General features: G+C 67.9%; 16 protein-coding genes and 2 pseudogenes. 9 read left to right on the top strand and 9 right to left on the bottom strand.

Annotated elements, in window-relative coordinates:
• Positions 1-282 precede the first annotated feature (282 nt).
• Genes qcrC through FHR82_RS12010 form a run of 4 tightly spaced genes read left to right on the top strand, consistent with a single transcriptional unit; the run spans position 283 to position 4,157 of the window.
• Entirely contained in the window at positions 283-1,062 is a 780-nt protein-coding gene (qcrC, locus tag FHR82_RS12025) for a cytochrome bc1 complex diheme cytochrome c subunit (protein WP_184810333.1), read from the top strand.
• Positions 1,059-2,180 (top strand): cytochrome bc1 complex Rieske iron-sulfur subunit, encoded by a 1,122-nt coding sequence (gene qcrA / locus FHR82_RS12020; protein ID WP_184810332.1) that lies wholly within the window; start codon positions 1,059-1,061, stop codon positions 2,178-2,180. The genes qcrC and qcrA overlap by 4 nt, the downstream gene beginning before the upstream one ends.
• A complete protein-coding gene (gene qcrB / locus FHR82_RS12015) occupies positions 2,177-3,814 on the top strand; it encodes a cytochrome bc1 complex cytochrome b subunit (protein ID WP_184810331.1) in 1,638 nt (545 codons plus the stop codon). The genes qcrA and qcrB overlap by 4 nt, the downstream gene beginning before the upstream one ends.
• Positions 3,798-4,157, top strand: a complete 360-nt coding sequence (locus tag FHR82_RS12010) for a DUF3099 domain-containing protein (protein ID WP_311771022.1) — start codon at positions 3,798-3,800, stop codon at positions 4,155-4,157. The genes qcrB and FHR82_RS12010 overlap by 17 nt, the downstream gene beginning before the upstream one ends.
• A gap of 1,196 nt (positions 4,158-5,353) precedes the next feature.
• Here the strand turns inward: FHR82_RS12010 and FHR82_RS12005 are convergent.
• Positions 5,354-5,596: a hypothetical protein gene (locus FHR82_RS12005; protein WP_184810330.1), complete on the bottom strand. Its 243-nt coding sequence runs from the start codon at positions 5,594-5,596 to the stop codon at positions 5,354-5,356.
• Between the two features lie 1,100 nt (positions 5,597-6,696).
• Here FHR82_RS12005 and FHR82_RS12000 point away from each other — a divergent pair.
• From FHR82_RS12000 to FHR82_RS47360, 3 genes are read left to right on the top strand one after another with little or no spacing between them, the layout of a single operon-like run.
• Positions 6,697-7,911, top strand: a complete 1,215-nt coding sequence (locus tag FHR82_RS12000; RefSeq protein ID WP_184810329.1) for a hypothetical protein — start codon at positions 6,697-6,699, stop codon at positions 7,909-7,911.
• A 19-nt stretch (positions 7,912-7,930) separates the two neighbouring features.
• The gene (locus FHR82_RS11995; RefSeq protein ID WP_184810328.1) at positions 7,931-8,314 is read left to right on the top strand and encodes a hemerythrin domain-containing protein; all 384 of its coding nucleotides are present in this window, start codon (positions 7,931-7,933) and stop codon (positions 8,312-8,314) included.
• Positions 8,315-8,316: 2 nt separating this feature from the next.
• Positions 8,317-9,369 carry a hemerythrin domain-containing protein gene (locus FHR82_RS47360; protein WP_184810327.1) on the top strand — a complete coding sequence of 351 codons (1,053 nt, stop codon included), beginning with the start codon at positions 8,317-8,319 and terminating at the stop codon, positions 9,367-9,369.
• Between the two features lie 184 nt (positions 9,370-9,553).
• Here the strand turns inward: FHR82_RS47360 and FHR82_RS11985 are convergent, their stop codons facing one another.
• The 4 genes and pseudogenes from FHR82_RS11985 to FHR82_RS47985 form a co-directional block, all read right to left on the bottom strand.
• The gene (locus FHR82_RS11985) at positions 9,554-9,871 is read right to left on the bottom strand and encodes a class I SAM-dependent methyltransferase (RefSeq protein WP_184810326.1); all 318 of its coding nucleotides are present in this window, start codon (positions 9,869-9,871) and stop codon (positions 9,554-9,556) included.
• Positions 9,872-10,052: 181 nt separating this feature from the next.
• Positions 10,053-10,430 carry a WGxxGxxG family protein gene (locus FHR82_RS11980; protein WP_184810325.1) on the bottom strand — a complete coding sequence of 126 codons (378 nt, stop codon included), beginning with the start codon at positions 10,428-10,430 and terminating at the stop codon, positions 10,053-10,055.
• A 177-nt stretch (positions 10,431-10,607) separates the two neighbouring features.
• A pseudogene (locus tag FHR82_RS47990) lies at positions 10,608-10,948 on the bottom strand (catalase/peroxidase HPI); the annotation flags it as partial.
• A gap of 30 nt (positions 10,949-10,978) precedes the next feature.
• Positions 10,979-11,227 (bottom strand): annotated as a pseudogene (locus tag FHR82_RS47985) (protein kinase); the annotation flags it as partial.
• 938 nt (positions 11,228-12,165) lie between these two features.
• On the opposite strand from FHR82_RS47985, the gene FHR82_RS11970 reads away from it, so the two are divergent.
• Positions 12,166-12,993, top strand: a complete 828-nt coding sequence (locus FHR82_RS11970) for an ANTAR domain-containing protein (RefSeq protein ID WP_225944151.1) — start codon at positions 12,166-12,168, stop codon at positions 12,991-12,993.
• Between the two features lie 438 nt (positions 12,994-13,431).
• Here FHR82_RS11970 and FHR82_RS11965 read toward each other — a convergent pair whose 3' ends face one another.
• From FHR82_RS11965 to FHR82_RS11950, 4 genes are all read right to left on the bottom strand, one after another.
• Positions 13,432-13,728 carry an anti-sigma factor antagonist gene (locus FHR82_RS11965; protein ID WP_184810322.1) on the bottom strand — a complete coding sequence of 99 codons (297 nt, stop codon included), beginning with the start codon at positions 13,726-13,728 and terminating at the stop codon, positions 13,432-13,434.
• A gap of 108 nt (positions 13,729-13,836) precedes the next feature.
• Complete coding sequence (locus tag FHR82_RS11960) at positions 13,837-14,049, bottom strand: hypothetical protein (RefSeq protein WP_184810321.1); 213 nt, start codon at positions 14,047-14,049, stop codon at positions 13,837-13,839.
• Between the two features lie 159 nt (positions 14,050-14,208).
• A complete protein-coding gene (locus FHR82_RS45205) occupies positions 14,209-14,481 on the bottom strand; it encodes a cytochrome P450 family protein (protein WP_221463623.1) in 273 nt (90 codons plus the stop codon).
• 680 nt (positions 14,482-15,161) lie between these two features.
• A complete protein-coding gene (locus tag FHR82_RS11950) occupies positions 15,162-15,332 on the bottom strand; it encodes a hypothetical protein (RefSeq protein ID WP_184810320.1) in 171 nt (56 codons plus the stop codon).
• Positions 15,333-15,484: 152 nt separating this feature from the next.
• Between FHR82_RS11950 and FHR82_RS11945 the strand changes: the two genes are divergently transcribed.
• Positions 15,485-17,149 carry a RecQ family ATP-dependent DNA helicase gene (locus tag FHR82_RS11945; RefSeq protein ID WP_184810319.1) on the top strand — a complete coding sequence of 555 codons (1,665 nt, stop codon included), beginning with the start codon at positions 15,485-15,487 and terminating at the stop codon, positions 17,147-17,149.
• The last annotated feature ends 50 nt before the right edge of the window (positions 17,150-17,199 follow it).

Genomic DNA, 17,199 nt, shown 5'->3' with positions numbered 1-17,199 from the left:
GAGCCGTGCCGTTGCACCGCCGCCGCGATGCCGGAGACCGACACGGTGTCGATGACGTCCCGCAGAGGGGTCAGCAGATCTCGCAGCTCCTGGCACAACCACCCGTCGGGCCGTGGCGACTTGTCCGAATCCGATGCGTTTGGTTGCGGCGTTTGCGGGCAGACAGTGGCGTGGGTCGGTTCTTGAACTCACAGGGATTCGACGTCGTGCCGCGTGTCGGCTGACGTGTGCAGGTGTCCGGCCCTGCTCGCCCTCCAGTCTTTCTCACGATTGGGCTCAGTCATGACGAACCTCCGATGGCGGCGAAGACTGGCCCGGACGATGTTGCTGTTGCTCGCCCTCCTCGTCACCGGTTCGGCGTACAGCGTGCTCGCGCCCGCGCCGCCGGTGGTGGTGGCGGACCAGGATCCCGCTCTGGTGCGGCAGGGCGAGGAGCTGTTCCGCACCTCGTGCGTGAGCTGCCACGGCGCGAATCTGGAAGGTGTCGAGGGCATGGGGCCGAGCCTGGTCGGGGTGGGCGAGGCGGCGGTGTACTTCCAGGTGTCGACCGGCCGGATGCCGTTGGCGCGGCAGGAGGCGCAGTCCCATCGCAAACCCCCGGTGTTCACGCCCGCGCAGATCGATGCGCTCGCCGCGTACGTTCACGCCCACGGCGGTGGGGACGCGATGCCTGGGGAGCGGGGCGCCGAGCTGCGGGGTGACGTGGCGCGGGGTGGGGACCTGTTCCGGCTCAACTGCGCGTCGTGTCACAACTTCACCGGGCGCGGCGGTGCGCTGTCCTCGGGCAAGTCCGCCCCGGAGCTCGACCCGGCGAACGAGGAGCAGATCTACACCGCGATGCTGACGGGTCCGTCGAACATGCCGGTGTTCTCCGAGCGGGCGCTGACCCCGGAGCAGAAGCGGGACATCATCGCCTACGTCAAGTCGGTGCAGGGTGAGCGGGACAGCTACGGCGGCCAGTCGCTGGGGAAGATCGGCCCGGTCGCCGAGGGTGCGGCCGCGTTCGTGATCGGGGTCGTGGCGCTCCTGGCGCTGTGTGTCTGGATCGGGGCGCGGTCATGAGCGAGCGGCGTAAGGACGAGGTCACCGCCGAGCAGCTCGACGAGATGGACCGTGCGGACCTGGTCCGGCTCGGCACGTCGCTCGACGATGTGGAGCTGGTCTCCTACGAGGAACGGTGGCCGGTGCGCGGCACACAGGCCGAGCGGCGCGCTGAGCGCCGGGTTCTGATGTGGTTTCTGCTGTCCGCGGTGTTCGGGCTGGCGTTCGTCGGGGTGTTCCTGTGGTGGCCGTGGGACTACCGCGCACCGGGCGAGGCTGGCTATGCGTTGCGGGTGCTGTACACCCCGTTGGTCGGGCTCACGTTCGGGTTGACTGCGCTCTGCCTGATGTTCGGTGTCATCAGCTACGCGAAGAAGTTCCTGCCGCACGAACTGGCAGCCCAGCAGCGGCACTCGGGCAGTTCGTCCGAAGTGGACCGGCGGACCGTCGCGGCGGAGTTCGCGGACGCGGGGGAGCGCAGCGGTCTGCGCCGCCGCACTGTGCTCAGACGTGCGCTGGGGCTCGGCGGCGGTGTGTTCGGCATGGGCATCGGTGTGCTCGCGATCGCCCCGCTGGTGCGCGACCCGTGGAAGGACACCGAGGGCCCTGACTCGTTGTGGCACACCGCCTGGCGGTCCTCCCCAGGCGAGAAGGTCTGGCTCCGCGTCGACACCGGCGAACCGGAGGAGGTCGTGCTGCTGCGGCCCGAGGACATGCACGCGGGCGGCCTGGTGACCGTGTTCCCGTTCCGCGAGGAAGAACGGGAACACGCCGAACGGCTCGCGGCCGCACTGCGCCGTGCCGACAGCGCGGTGCTGGTGTTCCGGTTGCGGCCCGGCACGAAGGTGACCACCCGGCCGGGTCAGGAGGAGTTCAACTACGGGGACTTCTACGCGTACTCGAAGGTCTGCACGCACCTCGGCTGCCCGGTGTCGCTCTACCAGCAGCGGGACAACCTACTGCTGTGCCCGTGTCACCAGTCCCAGTTCTCGTTGGTGGGCAACGCGCGGCCGGTCTTCGGTCCGGCCACGCGGCCGTTGCCGCAGCTGCCGCTCGACGTCGACGAGGACGGGTACTTCGTGGCACGCGGCGACTTCGTCGAGGCCGTCGGCCCCGCGTTCTGGGAGCTGGGGACATGACTTCACTGGACAGACCGACCAAGCAGCGCGGCGGCCGCATCGGGCGGGTCGCCGACGCCGCGGACGACCGGTTCCACGCCGCGGCCGCCGTCCGCAGGCAGATCAACAAGGTCTTCCCGACCCACTGGTCTTTCCTGCTCGGCGAGATCGCGCTGTACAGCTTCGTGGTGCTGCTGCTGTCGGGCACCTACCTCGCGCTGTTCTTCGACCCGTCCATGGTCGAGGTGCGCTACCAGGGTGCCTATGACGGGCTGCGCGGCGTGGACATGTCCCGGGCGTACGAGAGCACGCTGCAGATCACGTTCGAGGTGCGCGGCGGCTTGTTCGTGCGGCAGATCCACCACTGGTCCGCGCTGATCTTCATGGCCGCGATCCTGGTGCACATGCTGCGGGTGTTCTTCACCGGCGCGTTCCGCAGACCGAGGGAGACCAACTGGGTGATCGGCATCCTGCTGTTCACGCTCGGGATGGCAGAAGGGTTCGCGGGCTACTCGCTGCCCGACGACCTGCTGTCCGGCACGGGTTTGCGGATCATGTCGGGCATCGTGCAGGCCATCCCGGTCGTGGGCACGTGGGCGCACTGGCTGGTCTTCGGGTCGGAGTTTCCCGGTACCGAGATCATCCCGCGGCTCTACATCGTCCACGCGCTGCTGCTGCCGGGAATCCTGCTCGCGTTGATCGTCGTGCACCTCGCTCTGGTGTGGTACCAGAAGCACACCCAGTTCCCCGGCGTGGGGCGCACCGAGCACAACGTCGTCGGAGTGCGGATCCTGCCGGTGTTCGCGGTGAAGAGCGGTGCGTTCTTCGTCGGGGTCGTCGCGGTCCTCGGCCTGATGGCAGGACTCCTCCAGATCAATCCGGTCTGGCTGTTCGGCCCGTACAACGCCGCGCACGTGTCCGCCGGTTCGCAGCCGGACTGGTACATCGGTTGGCTCGACGGTTCCAGCCGGCTCTGGCCGCCCTGGGACCTGCACCTGGGCAACTACGTGATCCCGGCCCAGTTCTGGCCCACCGCGGCGCTGCCACTGGTCATGATCACCCTCGCGGCGCTCTACCCATGGCTGGAGCGGCGCCTGTCCGGCGACACCGCCTGGCACAACCTCCTGCAGCGTCCACGGGACGTGCCGGTACGCACCAGCCTCGGCGTGATGGCACTGACGTTCTTCGGCGTGCTGCTGGTCTCCGGCGGCAACGACATCATCGCCAACAAGTTCGCCATCTCCCTCAACGCCATCACCTGGGCAGGGCGGATCGGACTGCTCATCCTGCCGCCGATCGCCTACGTGCTCACCTACTGGACCTGCCTCGGCCTGCAGCGCGGCGACCGGCGCGTCCTCGAACACGGCGTGGAAACCGGGATCATCAAACGACTCCCGCACGGCGCGTTCATCGAGGTGCACCAACCACTCGACAGCGATGGCGCCCACCTGACCTACCAGGGCACCCCGGTGCCGACGAAGATGAACCAGCTCGGCGCCGCGGGTTCCCCCAAACAAGGCGGGTTCTTCAGCCCCGACCCGGACGACGAAGTGGCCGCCCTGCACCAGGCGAGGGCGAACGCCGGCACGGACGACGGTGACCTCACGGCGGAAGACAGTCGAACGAGACCGGCGGGACGTGGTCACGGCGGATGAGGACCGGGACAACCCGAATGTGGAGGTGTGCGTGAAGCACGAGCGGGACAGGGAACCGGTTCTCATCACCGAAGCCGCGCCGTCGCACGAGGAGGAACAAGCGGCGCGCAAACGGAAGTACCTGACGATCATGCTCGTGCGCATCTCATGCCTGGCGATCGCGGGGGTCCTCCACAGCACCTGGTGGCTGGCACTGGCACTTGCGCTGCTGTCGATCCCACTGCCGTGGATCGCGGTGCTGATCGCCAACGACCGCCCACCCCGCAGGCGGAAGAAGGTCAACCGGTACCAGCGGTCGGCGACGGCGATCGACACCGGCGACCACCCCGTCATCGACAGCTGATGGGAGCCGGGGTGCCGCTATGCGTACGGACCGCGGTCAACGTCGCCGCTCGTCCGCGCCGAGTGCCGTGGTCATCGGCGTTTGCGGATCGAGAACCATGTTATCCGGCCTTCGCCCGTCGTCAGTGGCGTGGTTTCCCGGTCAGGCAGCGTGCCCGTCCCATCCGAGGCATGACGTCGGCCTATCTGCGAGGAAGCCATGACTTTCGCTGGACACCACGCCAAGGGTGCGGACGGCCAGGTCCACGTGGTGGTCATCGGTGGACCTCGGTGAGGAGGTTCGAACCCGGCGAGGTGAACAAGGACCCCGGTCGACGGTGATGTCGTCGAGTTAGCTGACACCGCCGCTGGCGGCGCACGAACCGGGCGTCGCGTCCGTGACTGCTGTGACACCGCGAAGACCACCACGCCCTGCGACAGCGACCCACCTCGTGCGGATGGCGGTCTTTGTTCCCGCGCGAGATCGCGTCGGAGTGGTGCCCGCGGATGTTCGTTCCATGCGTGGCCTGCTCGTCTTGGCACCCATTTCCGATCAGGATTCGAACCATCGTTCAACGCGGGGCAGATGCCAATCTCGGTTGAGCGGCCAAGAACCGGGAACCCACCCCCCATGGCACATGACCGAGGACGTACCGAGCACCCAGAAGAACCCGCCGAGGGCGGCCGCGAGGAAGGCGAAGAGGCCGAGACCCGCGTACGGGAACAGCAGCAGGACGACGTGGAGGAATGACCGAACGTCACGGTTGTCCGGCCGTGGTTCGGCCCTATCCGCTACCGGCCAGATCAGCGCGCTGAAGCTCCGTGACGGGCGAACTCATTCGGGAAAGGCGACGCCCTGTCGCGCAGGCCGAGCTGAACGGTGTCGACGCGGTCCTCCACGACCTTCTGGTCGTCTTCTCGCCCGAACCTACGAGCGTGCGCCGACGTCCCGTCGGAAGCTTTCCAGTCGGACGGCGGTGGGAGCGCCCAGACGGGGCCGAACGGGCGAGAGACGATCACCATCGTCGCACCTGCGGCCCATGCTGCGAAGCGGGTTCCGGTGCGGTAGACGTGGGGATCCCGTTCGTCGAACGCGGCAAGGGACCGGCGGTTCGGTCTAGGTCTGCGGGACAGCACGTCCGGTCGCCGGGGAGCACGTGTGCGAGCACGGCTTCGACCGCTCAAACGCACCTGAATATGGTCCGCCTGGTGAGGATGTCAGGGGATGCGCTGGTTCGGCACGAGCTGCAGGCTGTCGCGGGCTGCGAGCAGCGCTGACCTGGCTTGCTCGGTTTCGGCGTGGCTGAGACAGGCGCGAGCGTCCCGCACCTGTGACACGGCTGGGGCGATCCGGCATGTGTCGCCGGCGGCCGCGGTCCACGCGAGTGCGGTACGCAGGATGTCGTCGAGACGGGCGGGGTCAGCGTCGTCGGCGTCGAGGTCGGCCAGCACCGTGTCCACGGCTCGCCGAAGTCGCTCACCGGGGACGGCCGCGGTCCGCTTCCGGACGGGGGAAACATGTCTTGGGGATGGCATGGAGGACTGTTGCTTGGCCACCGCGACCCTACGTAGGTCTCCCGATGTGTCCCAGCTGGCGTCGGGGGAGCCGGTCTGGTCGCGGGATCATTTCCGGGGACGGGTCCAGCGTGCGGCCAGCACGTCGCGCGTCCCGGCCGTTCGCCGTCCTGGTGGGTGAGCACGGCCTTGTCATCCGCGCGACCGGGTCCGGATGGACCGGGGGGAACGCCTGGTGCGATTGGTGGGGAACCGGAGAGTCGCGGTCACAGATCGAGGTTGAGCACGATCGTGAGGATGACGGACGCGAGCACGGAGAAGACGATCATCAGGAGGCAGCCGAGCCCGCCTCCGAGGGGCCGGATCCTCATGGGGTCGCCCACCGTCCCGCCGTGGCGTTGCTCGCCGCGCTGGTCATGTCATCGTCATCTCCGGACCGAACGATGTCGGTGGCGTTTTCGAGGAGTTGGTCGTTGCTGAGCCGAACGACGGCGAACATCGCTGACGCCATGGGCCCGCGCATACCTGAGGTCGCGCGCGACCGGGGCGACGATCCCGGAAGGGGTCGAGCCGCTGCCCGCAGCCATATGCCGTCCCGGGCACACCTCACGACGGCTGCGCCCGCGGCCGCGAGGCACGCCGCGATCGAGCGCCCGACATCGGCGGAACCACCGGTCACCAGCATGACCCGGCCTTCGACAGATCGTCTGGGGAACATGCGCGGGGCATACCCTGTTGGAACCCGGCCGACGCATGATTCCCCCGGTTGGTGGCTGGCTGGGGCGATACTTCGCGTTCACACCGCGCGCACGTGATCGCAGCGGGGTCGTGCTCGGCGTCGCGCACTCGAACTTCGATGGCGATCACCACCACACGATCGGGTGGTCACCGGTTCCTTGCTGGTGCCCTTGGTCGCCGATCGTGTGCCCAAACGGCCCCGCCGGCGTCGTCAAGGTCGAAATATCCCACGGTCGGTCGTCGAGTACCTGTCGGTGCGACGGGTACTCGCCCGAGACGGCAACACTCCTCCGTTCATTGGACCGGCGATGACTTTCAATCCGCTTGAGCAGCAGGGCATCCCGCTTGACCAGCAGATGCGAAACTGGCGGGAGCTGGACGTGCTTCCCGTGGACCCGGATCTCAGTGATCCATACACGTTGTGCCGGATCATCACGATGAACGGCATCGAGGTCGAGTCGATCATGTTCAGCCACAACTTCGCCAGGGTGTGCCAGGACCAGGACGTCACCCGGAAGCTGGCTGAGATCCGTTACATCGAGCAACAGCAGCAGAAGGTGGTGAACTGGCTGCTGCCGGGTCAGTCCTCTCCGTTGGAGACGACGATCTTCTACGAGCAGGTGGCGGTGGACCTGACGGCGTGGATCGCGCGGATGGAACCCGATCCCTACCTGAAGCAGGCCTACGAGTTCGGAGTGCTGGAGGATTTCGACCATCTCTACCGGTACTCGAACCTCTACGAGATGATCCAGCACCGTAAGGCGGAGAAGCTTGTGCAGGGCCTCACCGAGGTGATGCCCGGCCGTCCGACGAAGTACCACCACCGGCACCCGGTTGACAACGTCCGCGACCCGTACGACCGCAACAGCGCGGCGCCGTTGTCGAAGATGCACGCGTTGACGGTGATGTCCGCCGAGCAGCAGACCATGAACTTCTACATGAACGTCGGCCCGCAGTACATGGAACCGATCGCGCGACAGCTCTACCAGGAGATCGCGATGATCGAGGAGGAGCACGTGACGCACTACGAGTCGCTGGTCGACCCCGGCGAGACGTGGTGGGAGCGGTTGGTCCTGCACGAGTACAACGAGGTCTACCTCTATCACTCGTTCATGCAGCACGAGTCCGATCCGAAGGTGAAGGCGATCTGGGAGCTGCACCTGAACATGGAGATCGAGCAACTGCGGATCGCGGTCGAATTGTTCCGTAAGCACGACAAGCGGGACCCCGACGAGCTCCTTCCGCCGGAGTTGCCCGCACCGGTGACGTTCGAGCCGAACAAGGAATACCTGCGCCACCTGCTCGACACGCAGATCGACCTGACCACCCTGGGCGCCGGCTATGTGACCGACGCGCACGAGCGGTTCGAGAAGTTGCAGGACAAGCTCATGGCAGGTGAGCTCCCGCCCAGCGAACTGGTCGTCGACCAGCACCAAACCCAGTTCGGCACCGACTACCGAGCGGAGACCGACGGCCCGCACCCCGTGTCCGAACTGCGACAGCAGTCCGGCAGCAAGGCCTGAACGTCTCGAGGAGAAGGACATGACCGACCCCGCGGTCGAACAGGATGTGGTTGACCTGCTGGTCGAGCAGCACACGCGGATCCGCGACTTGTTCGTCGAAGTCGAATCGAGTTCCTCGGCAGCCAGGGCGCACGCCTTCCACGGCCTGGTGCGGCTGCTGACGGTGCACGAGGCCGCCGCCGAGCAGGTGTTGCACCCCCCGACCCGGCTGTATGTGCACGGCGGCGACCACATCGTCGCCGACCTGCTCGCCGAGGAGTACCGCACCGGACAGACGCTGGCCGCGTTCCGCTACCTGCGCCGGGATGTACCCGCAGGCGAGCTACGAGCCTTCTCCGCCGCGCTGAGAACCGCTGAGGCGGTCACACCCACTCGCCCGACCCCCGCCGCAGGGAAGGACTGACCATGTCGACCGACGCCATCGTGCTACTCAAAGAGGACCACAAGGAGATCCGTCGCCTGTTCCGGGAGTTCCAGTCCGCGGAGACAAAGAGAAGCAAGGGCGCAGCCATGCGGCGCGTCGTCAAGGCGTTGACCATCTACTCGTACCTGGAAAACGAGTGCATGCACCCCGAACTGCGCAAGCGGCTGCCGGATCTCGAGGACGACGTACTGCGTTCCTACGAGGAAAACCACGTAGCGGAAGTGTTGTGTACGGAGCTGGCGGCGATGACGCCAGACGACGAACGCTTCAACGCCAAGGCCACCGTGCTGATCGAGACGGTGTCACGCCACTTCGGCAAAGAGGAAGAGGGCTGGTTCCCGCAAGTCCGCGAAGGCCTGGGCCGCAAGCAGCTGCAGGAGATCGGCGCTCAGATGATCAAACTTCGCAAGAAAGCGCCGCGCAAACCAGCACAGCTGCCCGGTGCCGCCACGGTCACGGGCGACGGCAAACCGGACGGCTCGGCGGAGCAGGATGTGGTAGATCTGCTGCTCCGCCAGCACACCCAGATTCGCGACCTGTTCATCGAGGTCGAGTCGGCCACGGGGAAAGCACGTACGGATGCGTTCCAGCGACTGGTGCGACTGCTCGCCGTGCACGAGACCGCCGAGGAGCAGGTGGTCCATCCCCTGACCCGGTTGCGGGTACACGGCGGTGACGACATCGTCGACGACCGGCTCGCCGAGGAACACTCCGCCAAGGAGACCCTGGCGGAGTTGGAGAAGATGGGCCCGGATGCCCCCGAGTTCCCCCAGTTGCTCGACCAGTTGCGCATCGACGTCCTCGACCACGCCAGCAAGGAGGAGGCCTACGAGTTCCGCTACCTGCGGCGCGAGGTCGGGGGCGCCGAGCTGCGCACCATGACGGCCGCGGTCAAGGCAGCGGAAGCGGTCGCACCGACCCACCCCCACCCCGGCGTCGAGTCCGCTACCGCGAACACCCTCGCCGGACCGGCCCTGTCGCTGTTCGACCGCACCAAGGACCTCGTTCAGAAGGCGATCACGGCGCCGAGCTGAGCGCTCGGGCTGCTGGTGACAGCTCGCCCGACCCGTCTCATGCCGGCGGGTCGGGCAGGCCTGACTCCGGCAGTGGTCAAGCCGCCAGGTGGTGAACATTCGGCCGTCTGGCTGCGGGTAGCCCGCTGTAGCCGAGGCAGCCCGGTGGGTCTCGGACTCCTCATCCCACAGTGAAGCGTGGTGTTCACTCGCACAGTGCGGAGTGGGCGGTGAGAAGACCGCGGCCTGGTGCGAGGAGATCGGGTGGTGCGGTGCACAACCGGTCGAGAACGGTGCGGCCGTCGATACCGACTTCCACGCGCTGCTGGAGCCGCGTGCGGGAACACCCGGGACGCCGGGCACGTACGGGGTTGGCCAGCACGAGACCGAACCGGAGACCCGCACCCGGTCGAACCTCCAGGACATCGGCCCCGGGCCCGACGCCGGCGTCGCGCAGGGCCTTGGCCAGCAGCCAGGTGCCGCCCTGTGGGTGGTAAACGCCGGACGGTCGCGGCAGCCACATGAGCACAGCTACCTCCGGGCACACCCTTCAAACAACACAAAGGACCAAGGCAACCTTCGCGGTGTGTTCGGACCAGGCGGTGCCGTCAGCTCCGCCTGCCATCCGTTCGGTGGCACGCCGGCTGGGCAACCTCGCCCGGGGACGCGACGGTGCTGTTGTGCGCGTGTGGTCGCATTGACCGCTACAGCTGCCGGTATCCACCGTCGCGCGGTGGCCGGGCGGGATCGGCGTACTGCTGCGGCGCGCCGGGCTGAATGTGGTCGACCGGCTGACGGGCCGGCATCTCCGACTGGGTGACCGGTGGCGCGACCGCCGGTCCGGCGAGCTGGTCGTTCCGGCGTCCTCGTCGGATCAACCCGAGTAGACCGACGAGCCCGACGAGGCCGAGCAGCCCCCATAGTCCATGGTCGTCGTCCTGGTCCCCGCGATCCCGGTCCTCGTCCTGCTGCTGGGCCATGACGGTGTGCGGCACGGCCGGTGTGGCCGTGGCCGCGGGTCCCCCGATCACCACGGCAAGGGTGGCCGCTGCCACGAGACCGTTCCGGACTGTGCGTTTCATGTCCCACTCCGATCCTTCGGTGAAACCGACGTGTCCGGTGAGTTCCCCGATTGAGCCAACAGAAAGACGGAGACGACTGTTACCACTCGATCTGGTGCCGATCCACAGAGGACGAACGCGCTTCGGATCGCCCAGCCATGATCAGCCGCGTTCGTCGTGTTCTTCAGTACAACCGGCTCAGGCGAGGTCGGACCAGTCGAGCTCCATGACTTTCGGCCACGCCGCGACGAAGTCGGTCACGAACCGCTCGCGGGCGTCCTGGCTGGCGTAGACCTCCGCGAGAGCCCGCAACTGGGAGTTGGAGCCGACGACGAGGTCGACCCGCGGTTGCGGTCCACCTCACCTCGTCGGTCGGCCGGTCGGTGAGGACACCGTGCCGGTGCCGCCGACGTTGGCGCCGAGGGAGCGCAGGCCGCCGAGGAGGACGGTCATCTCGGGTGCGGTCAGGTCGAGCAGTAGGCGCGTTCGACGAGCTGCACCTCCGGCTGGAGCTTGATGTCGCGGTGCACGATGTCCCGGGCGTGGACGTAGGCGAGTACGTCCGCCAGCCGGGCGCCGGAAGCGGGCGACGGCGGCGGGTTCCAGTGGGCCGCGGTCGAGCACGTCGCGCAGAGTGGGCCGTTGACCAGTTGCATGACCAGGAAGGGTTTGTCGCTGTCGAGGCAGACGTCGTAGACGGTGACGAGCGCGGGGTGGGCCAGCCCTGCGAGCAGGCGGGCTTCCGCGGTGAACCGGTAGCGGGCGACCGCGTTGCCCTCTGGCTGGAACATCTTCACCGCGACGGGGCACCCGAGCATGACGTCGAGGGCTTCGTACACCCTGCCCGCACCACGACCCGCCGGTCGAAGGCGCGCCGGTCGTCACGGGCGGCGCAGTGCGAGGTCGACCGGCCACGGCCGCCGCGCGAGCCGGGGCAGTGGCAGGTGGTGCCCGCGCAGCGCCACGGGCGCGAGGTCGGGAAGCAGGTCGTGCACTCGCGTGGTCAGCTCCGCGCGGGTGGTGATGTGGGGCGGATGAGCTGCTCGTAACTGACGTCCACGGTCCGTTGCCACGGGGACCCAAGGCGTAGGCACAGCCAGTGCGCGGAGTGCGTCACGTACTGTCGTGCGGAGCGAAGTACGCGATCGGCCTGCTGGGTCTCCTCCGCCGCGACGAGTAGGCCCGCGTCGAGGCCGACAACGCCAGGTCGGGCGTTCCTGACGCGGTTCGTGCACATTTTCGCTCGCCGGTCACCTCCGACCGGGAGGCAGTGGTGCCCGGCTCGGGTTGGCACTGGCTGAGCACGTCCGCGAGCACAACGGCGGGTGCGGGTCGAGGACCGGCCAGGTGGTGGCCCCCCACGAGCAACCCGAGTAACAGACCCGCGGTGCCGTGAGCGGCAGGCTGCGGCGCCCGGTGCGATCGAGCAGGAGCACGACCATGGTGAACACCACGTTGGTCAGTCCTCGAGCATGAGAAAGCGCGGATTGCCAGGGACCCGCTCGGCGAGAGCGATGTAGGCCGAGGACGGCGGCCCGTGCTCCAGCTAAGCAGCTGCCACCTCGACGCCGACCGCGCGAGCCACGCCTCGACGTAGAAACGCAGCGCTACCGCTCGGCATGGCTGGCGTCCGCATCCATGACGTTCTCCCCGAGCGTCCACGGCCCAGGCCCGTTGGCCGGCGACTCGCTATACGTACGGTGGCTGAGGCCCCGGAGTGACAAGACGAGGTGGCCGATCTACTGTCGGAGTCGTGATGGTCGATCACGGGATGATCTCGCCTGACTGGAAACCTTTGGTCATCCTTCTCGAGGATGTGCTCGGTCGACTGTTCGACGACCTCGCGCCGCAGGAGCCTGTCGGAGCGACGATCACCGTTGGGCATCGCGCGGCCGGAGAGGGATACGGCCTGGTGCGACTCGCCAACGTGGGTGCTGTCGGCGAGCTGGTGGACGCGCAGATCGAGCAGCTCGGTGGTCCCGTTCTCGATGCGGTGGCCTCCGACTTGCCGGTGACGACGGACGATGTCTGGGCCGACTCACGCTGGCCCGCTCTCACCCGGCAAGCGATGAAGGAACGGACGCCCCACCTGTACGACACCTGGAGCCGGATCCGCGGCGTGGCCGCCCTCGCCGCCGGTTGGGACGGCGCCGGCGTGCTCGTCCTGTCCTGCTGCGTCACCGGCCCAGCTGACGAGACTGTGCTGTCGAGCCTGCGTCGCTACGAGGCCCTCGCCGCCGCCACCCTGGCCGTGGTATATGCCTCCACGACTGATGGATCCCCACAGGTGCTCGCGATGCTGCGGTCGCGGGGTGTCATCGAACAGGCCAAGGGTGCGATCATGGACGCCGTCCGCTGCGACGCGGACGCCGCCTGGCGCAGGCTCTCCATCGCCAGCCAGCACCTCAACGTCAAGCTCCGCGATCTGGCCATGGTCCTGGTCGAATACCTGGGCAACGCACCCGCCGAGCAACCCACCGGCCTGCCTTCCAACAAACCAGACACCGCCAGGGGCGTGGACGCCGCGAAGCTGTGGCAGATCCTCACCGAGCCGGGCTCCACGGAGAGCCGGTGTAGCAGCTGACGGATTACGTTCCTCCACTTCGCGCGCGTACAGCGGTAGGCGCTCAAGCCGACGCGCTCACCGTCAATCCACCCCCGCAACGGAGCGACACAGATGGTGTCGTTGCTCAGGGCCACCAGTCGCCTTTCGGTGGTTCGGCCTGGTCAGATGGTTGAAATGGGGGCGGCCGCCAGCACCGCCACCCGCCGTTCCCTACCGCTACGCGGTTCCACAACCTGTGCCCGGTCTACCAGACCGGCCAGCCGCATCCGCCCAGCACCCGGAGCCGAGCGCTCTGAGTGGTGGGCACGATCTTGCGCAATGTGGGTTGGACACATCCGGTGGGTGTCCCGGCATGACCGCCGCCTGATTATCGTTGCTCCCCGGCTCCTACCGCTTCGTCCACGGAGTGGTACAGCCGCAACACGTTGTCCAGGCCGGTGACCTGGATGGGCCGGATCACGGGACGGTGGAGTCCACCACGATGCGCAGTGGTTCCCGTCGCGCCTCACCGAAGCTGGTCGCCTCCACCAGGGTAGTGAGACCGGCGGAGCCGAGAAACGTGACCGTGGTCAGGTCCAGGACACAGGGCTCGCCACGTGTCCGCTCGATCCCGGCGGTGACTGCCTTGTGCAGCGCGGGCGCGGTCTGCAGGTCGACCTCACCCGTGACCGCGATGACCAGCATGCTGTCCACCTCGTGGTACACGATGTCCAGCCCAACAGGGACTGGACCGGTCTCGGGGTGCTCGCTCACGGTACTGAACCGTACTCGGTCGCCGATTGTCTTGGACCGGTGCCGTTCGGAACGTTCACGACAGTGGATCGACCACAAGCGTCTGCCGTGGTTGATCAAAGTGAGCCGTCAGACGCTGGGAGCCAGGCAGTGGCGGTGCGCGTTGGTGACCGGTTCGTCGGTTACCAGAACCGCGTCGTCGACGATACCGGCGTGGTCAGTCAACAGGTCGCGGACCAGTTGGCGGATGCCCTTGGTCGGGACGTGGTCGAGCCCCCGGCTGGCGTTGACCGGACTCGGTTCGTCGCTTGGCACGCTATGCGATCGCACCGGCATCGTCACACCACCTTTGTCATCGAGTCGCTGGTTCGACTGCGACAACTCGTTTTGGGATGTCCGTGACATCGCGAGCCGAACCTCACCCGGGCAGATCGGACGAATGCGGTCATGGATGTCCTCTTCCCCGTCGGCGGCAGCGCATGTCCGGGAAACGCCTCGTCGTCATGAATGGTTCGGGACAAGGACGAAGCCGCTGCGGACGCGTGCCGGCACGCGACGCAGGGAGATGGTCAGGTCCTGGTCGGGCACGCGATAGTCCAGGCGAGAGAGGCGGATGGCGAGGGTGCGCAGGATCGCGACGGTCGACGGCTCGCCGGGGCAGCGGTGGTTGGTGTGCGGGTCGCCGGCACCCTGCGGTACCAGCTCGAACGGGTCGACCTGCCGGCCGAGGAACCGCTCCGGGCGGAACTCGTACGGGTTGTCCCACAGCTCCACGTCGTGGTTCTGCCCCCCACAGGTCGGGCAGGACCAGCGAGAACCGCGGGATGGGCTCGCCGCGCCAGGTCAGTCTTCGCATGGCGCGCCCACCGATGAAGGGCGCGAACGGGTAGAACCGGCGCACCTCGTGTGCGAACGCCTCGGCGAAGTGGGTGTCGCCGTCACGGAGGCGTTGCCGGTGCCTTGGCCACGCGTGGAGGGCGTGTCCGGCGTAGGCGACGAACCAGCACACCGCGGCGGTCGGTCGGATGACGTTGAGCAGCTCGACCGCTGCCAGCCTGGGCGAGAGCGGTTCGCCGTCGGGTTCCCGGTGGTGCGCGACAACGTCCAGGGCGGAACCGGTCGGGACACTCAGGCTGTTCTCGCGGACGGCGGTCACGAGCCGCGCCAGCCACGCCTCGCGGCGGCCACGGGCCGCGCGGGCCCGCCAGTGCCGGGGGCCGGGTGTGGCGAAACCGTCGACCATGGCCACCAGGTCCGCCGCGACCTCGGGCACCGCCGTGTCGGCAGGAGGGATGCCGGCCCATCGGCACACGGCTCGTGCGAGGACGCGGCTCGCCTCGACGTCGCATGCGGACGTGTGCCCGTCCGGTACGCCGTCAAACCAGGAAGAAGATCGGCGGTTCAGACCACGACGTCCCACACGGTGTGCGGACGTTCCTGGCCGGTCACAGTCCTCAGTCGATGCCGCGGAGCACCGTGGGCTCCGGCTGGTCGTCCTGGGTGTCCTCATCCAGCATCGTGGTGTGCGCCCACACGGCAAAGCTCGTCTCGCGGTCCTCGACGGGCGTGTCGGACCCGGAGACGACACGGTGGGTCGACGCCCGCGGTTCCCGTGCCGTCATCATCGTCATCTCCTCGGGGTCGGTCTGCTTGTCAGTGGGCTACCCCTCATCGGGTCGCACAACCGTGGTGGTGTCGCGACGGGCGACCGGCCGACGTCCGGGGGAGCCCAGGGCTCCGTGGTTTCCTGGCGACCCGCCGGGGTACCTGCCACCGGGTGACACGTGAACAGGTCAGGGAACTGCGGCGGGTCGCCGAGGAGAACTTCGGTTGGTCGCAGCTGCACGACTACCAACTCCAGGCCATGGAACAGGTGATGGCCGGGCGCGACGTGCTGGCAGTGCTGCCGACCGGGGCCGGGAAGTCGGCGATCTACCAGGTGCCCGCGTTGCTGCTGGCGGGCCCGACGGTGGTGGTGTCCCCGCTGATCGCCTTGCAGCACGACCAGATCGACGGCCTCGACGGCAGCGGGATGCCCGGCGCCTTCGCGCTGAACTCGAGCCAGAGTCGCGGTGAGCGTGCGCGGACCTGGGAAGCCGTGCGTCGAGGCGACGCCGAGTTCGTCTTCCTCTCCCCGGAACAGCTGGCCAAGGACGAGGTGCTCGACGAGCTGAGCCGAGTCGGAGTCTCGTTGTTCGTAGTGGACGAGGCGCACTGCGTTTCCTCGTGGGGACACGACTTCCGACCCGACTACCTGCGCCTCGCCCCCGTGATCGAACGGCTCGGGCACCCGAGGGTGATCGCGTTGACCGCCACCGCGGCGCTTCCCGTGCGCCGGGACATCGTGGCGCGGCTGGGTCTGCGTGACCATCGGGAGGTGACAGGTGGTTTCGACCGCCCGAACCTGCGTCTCGCGGTCGAGCGGTTCACCGACGACCAGGACAAGCGCGGCACGGTCGTCGACCGCGTCCGCGACCTTGCCACTCGCCGCGGCCTCCTTTACGTCGCGACCCGGAAGGACACGGAGTTCTACGCGGACGAACTCACGCGGCTCGGAGTGCGGGTCGCCGCGTACCACGCCGGGATGAAGGCCGCCGACCGCGAGCGGGTGCACCAGGAGTTCATGGCCGACGAACTGGACGTCGTGGCGGCGACCTCCGCGTTCGGCATGGGCATCGACAAACCCGATGTGCGGTTCGTCGTGCACGCCTCGGCTCCGGAGTCGCTGGACTCCTACTACCAGCAGATCGGGCGGGCCGGCCGAGACGGCGAACCGGCCACGGTCACGCTGTTCTACCGGCCGGAAGACCTGAGCCTGCAGAAGTTCCTGACCTCCGGGAAGGTGTCCGAGAAGCCCCTGGCCGAGGTCGCGCGCGCCCTGGACGGGCACGAGGAGCCGGTTCGCCCGGCACAGCTCGACGACGAGGTGGACACCTCGGTGGGCCAGCGCACGAGAGCGGTGAACCTGCTCGAGCAGGCCGGCGTGGTCGCCACGACCGGGATGGGCGGGCTGGAGTACATCGATGCCGGTCGCTCACCGGAACAGGCGGTGGACGACGCGGTCGAGGTCGCCGAGGCACACCAGCGGCTCATCCGCTCCCGCATCGAGATGATGCGGGGCTACGCCGAGACGGCCGGCTGTCGCAGGCAGTACCTGCTCGGCTACTTCGGTCACCAGCTGCCCGGCCCGTGCCGCAACTGCGACAGCTGCGACACCGGCACGAGCGAGCAGGAGACCTCGGGTTCCGGCATGTTTCCAGTCGACACCGTGGTCCGCCATACGGAGTGGGGTCGCGGCACGGTGATGTCGGCCGCAGAGGACCGGCTGACCGTGCTCTTCGACGACATGGGCTACAAGACCCTCTCCTTGTCCGCCGTCGCGGAGCGGAACCTCCTCACCACCGAGCAGGGAGGGGTTGAACCGTCCGGCCGGGATCGGTAGTTCACACCGCCGGTCTCAGCCGCGGAGGGTGGTGCGGGCGAGTGTTTCGC

It is taken from the genome of Actinophytocola algeriensis (genome assembly GCF_014203735.1).
In the GTDB taxonomy this organism is placed as follows: Bacteria; Actinomycetota; Actinomycetes; order Mycobacteriales; family Pseudonocardiaceae; genus Actinophytocola; species Actinophytocola algeriensis.
Note: the sequence above shows the minus strand (reverse complement) of the source record. Positions and strands in the feature narration are given on the sequence as shown.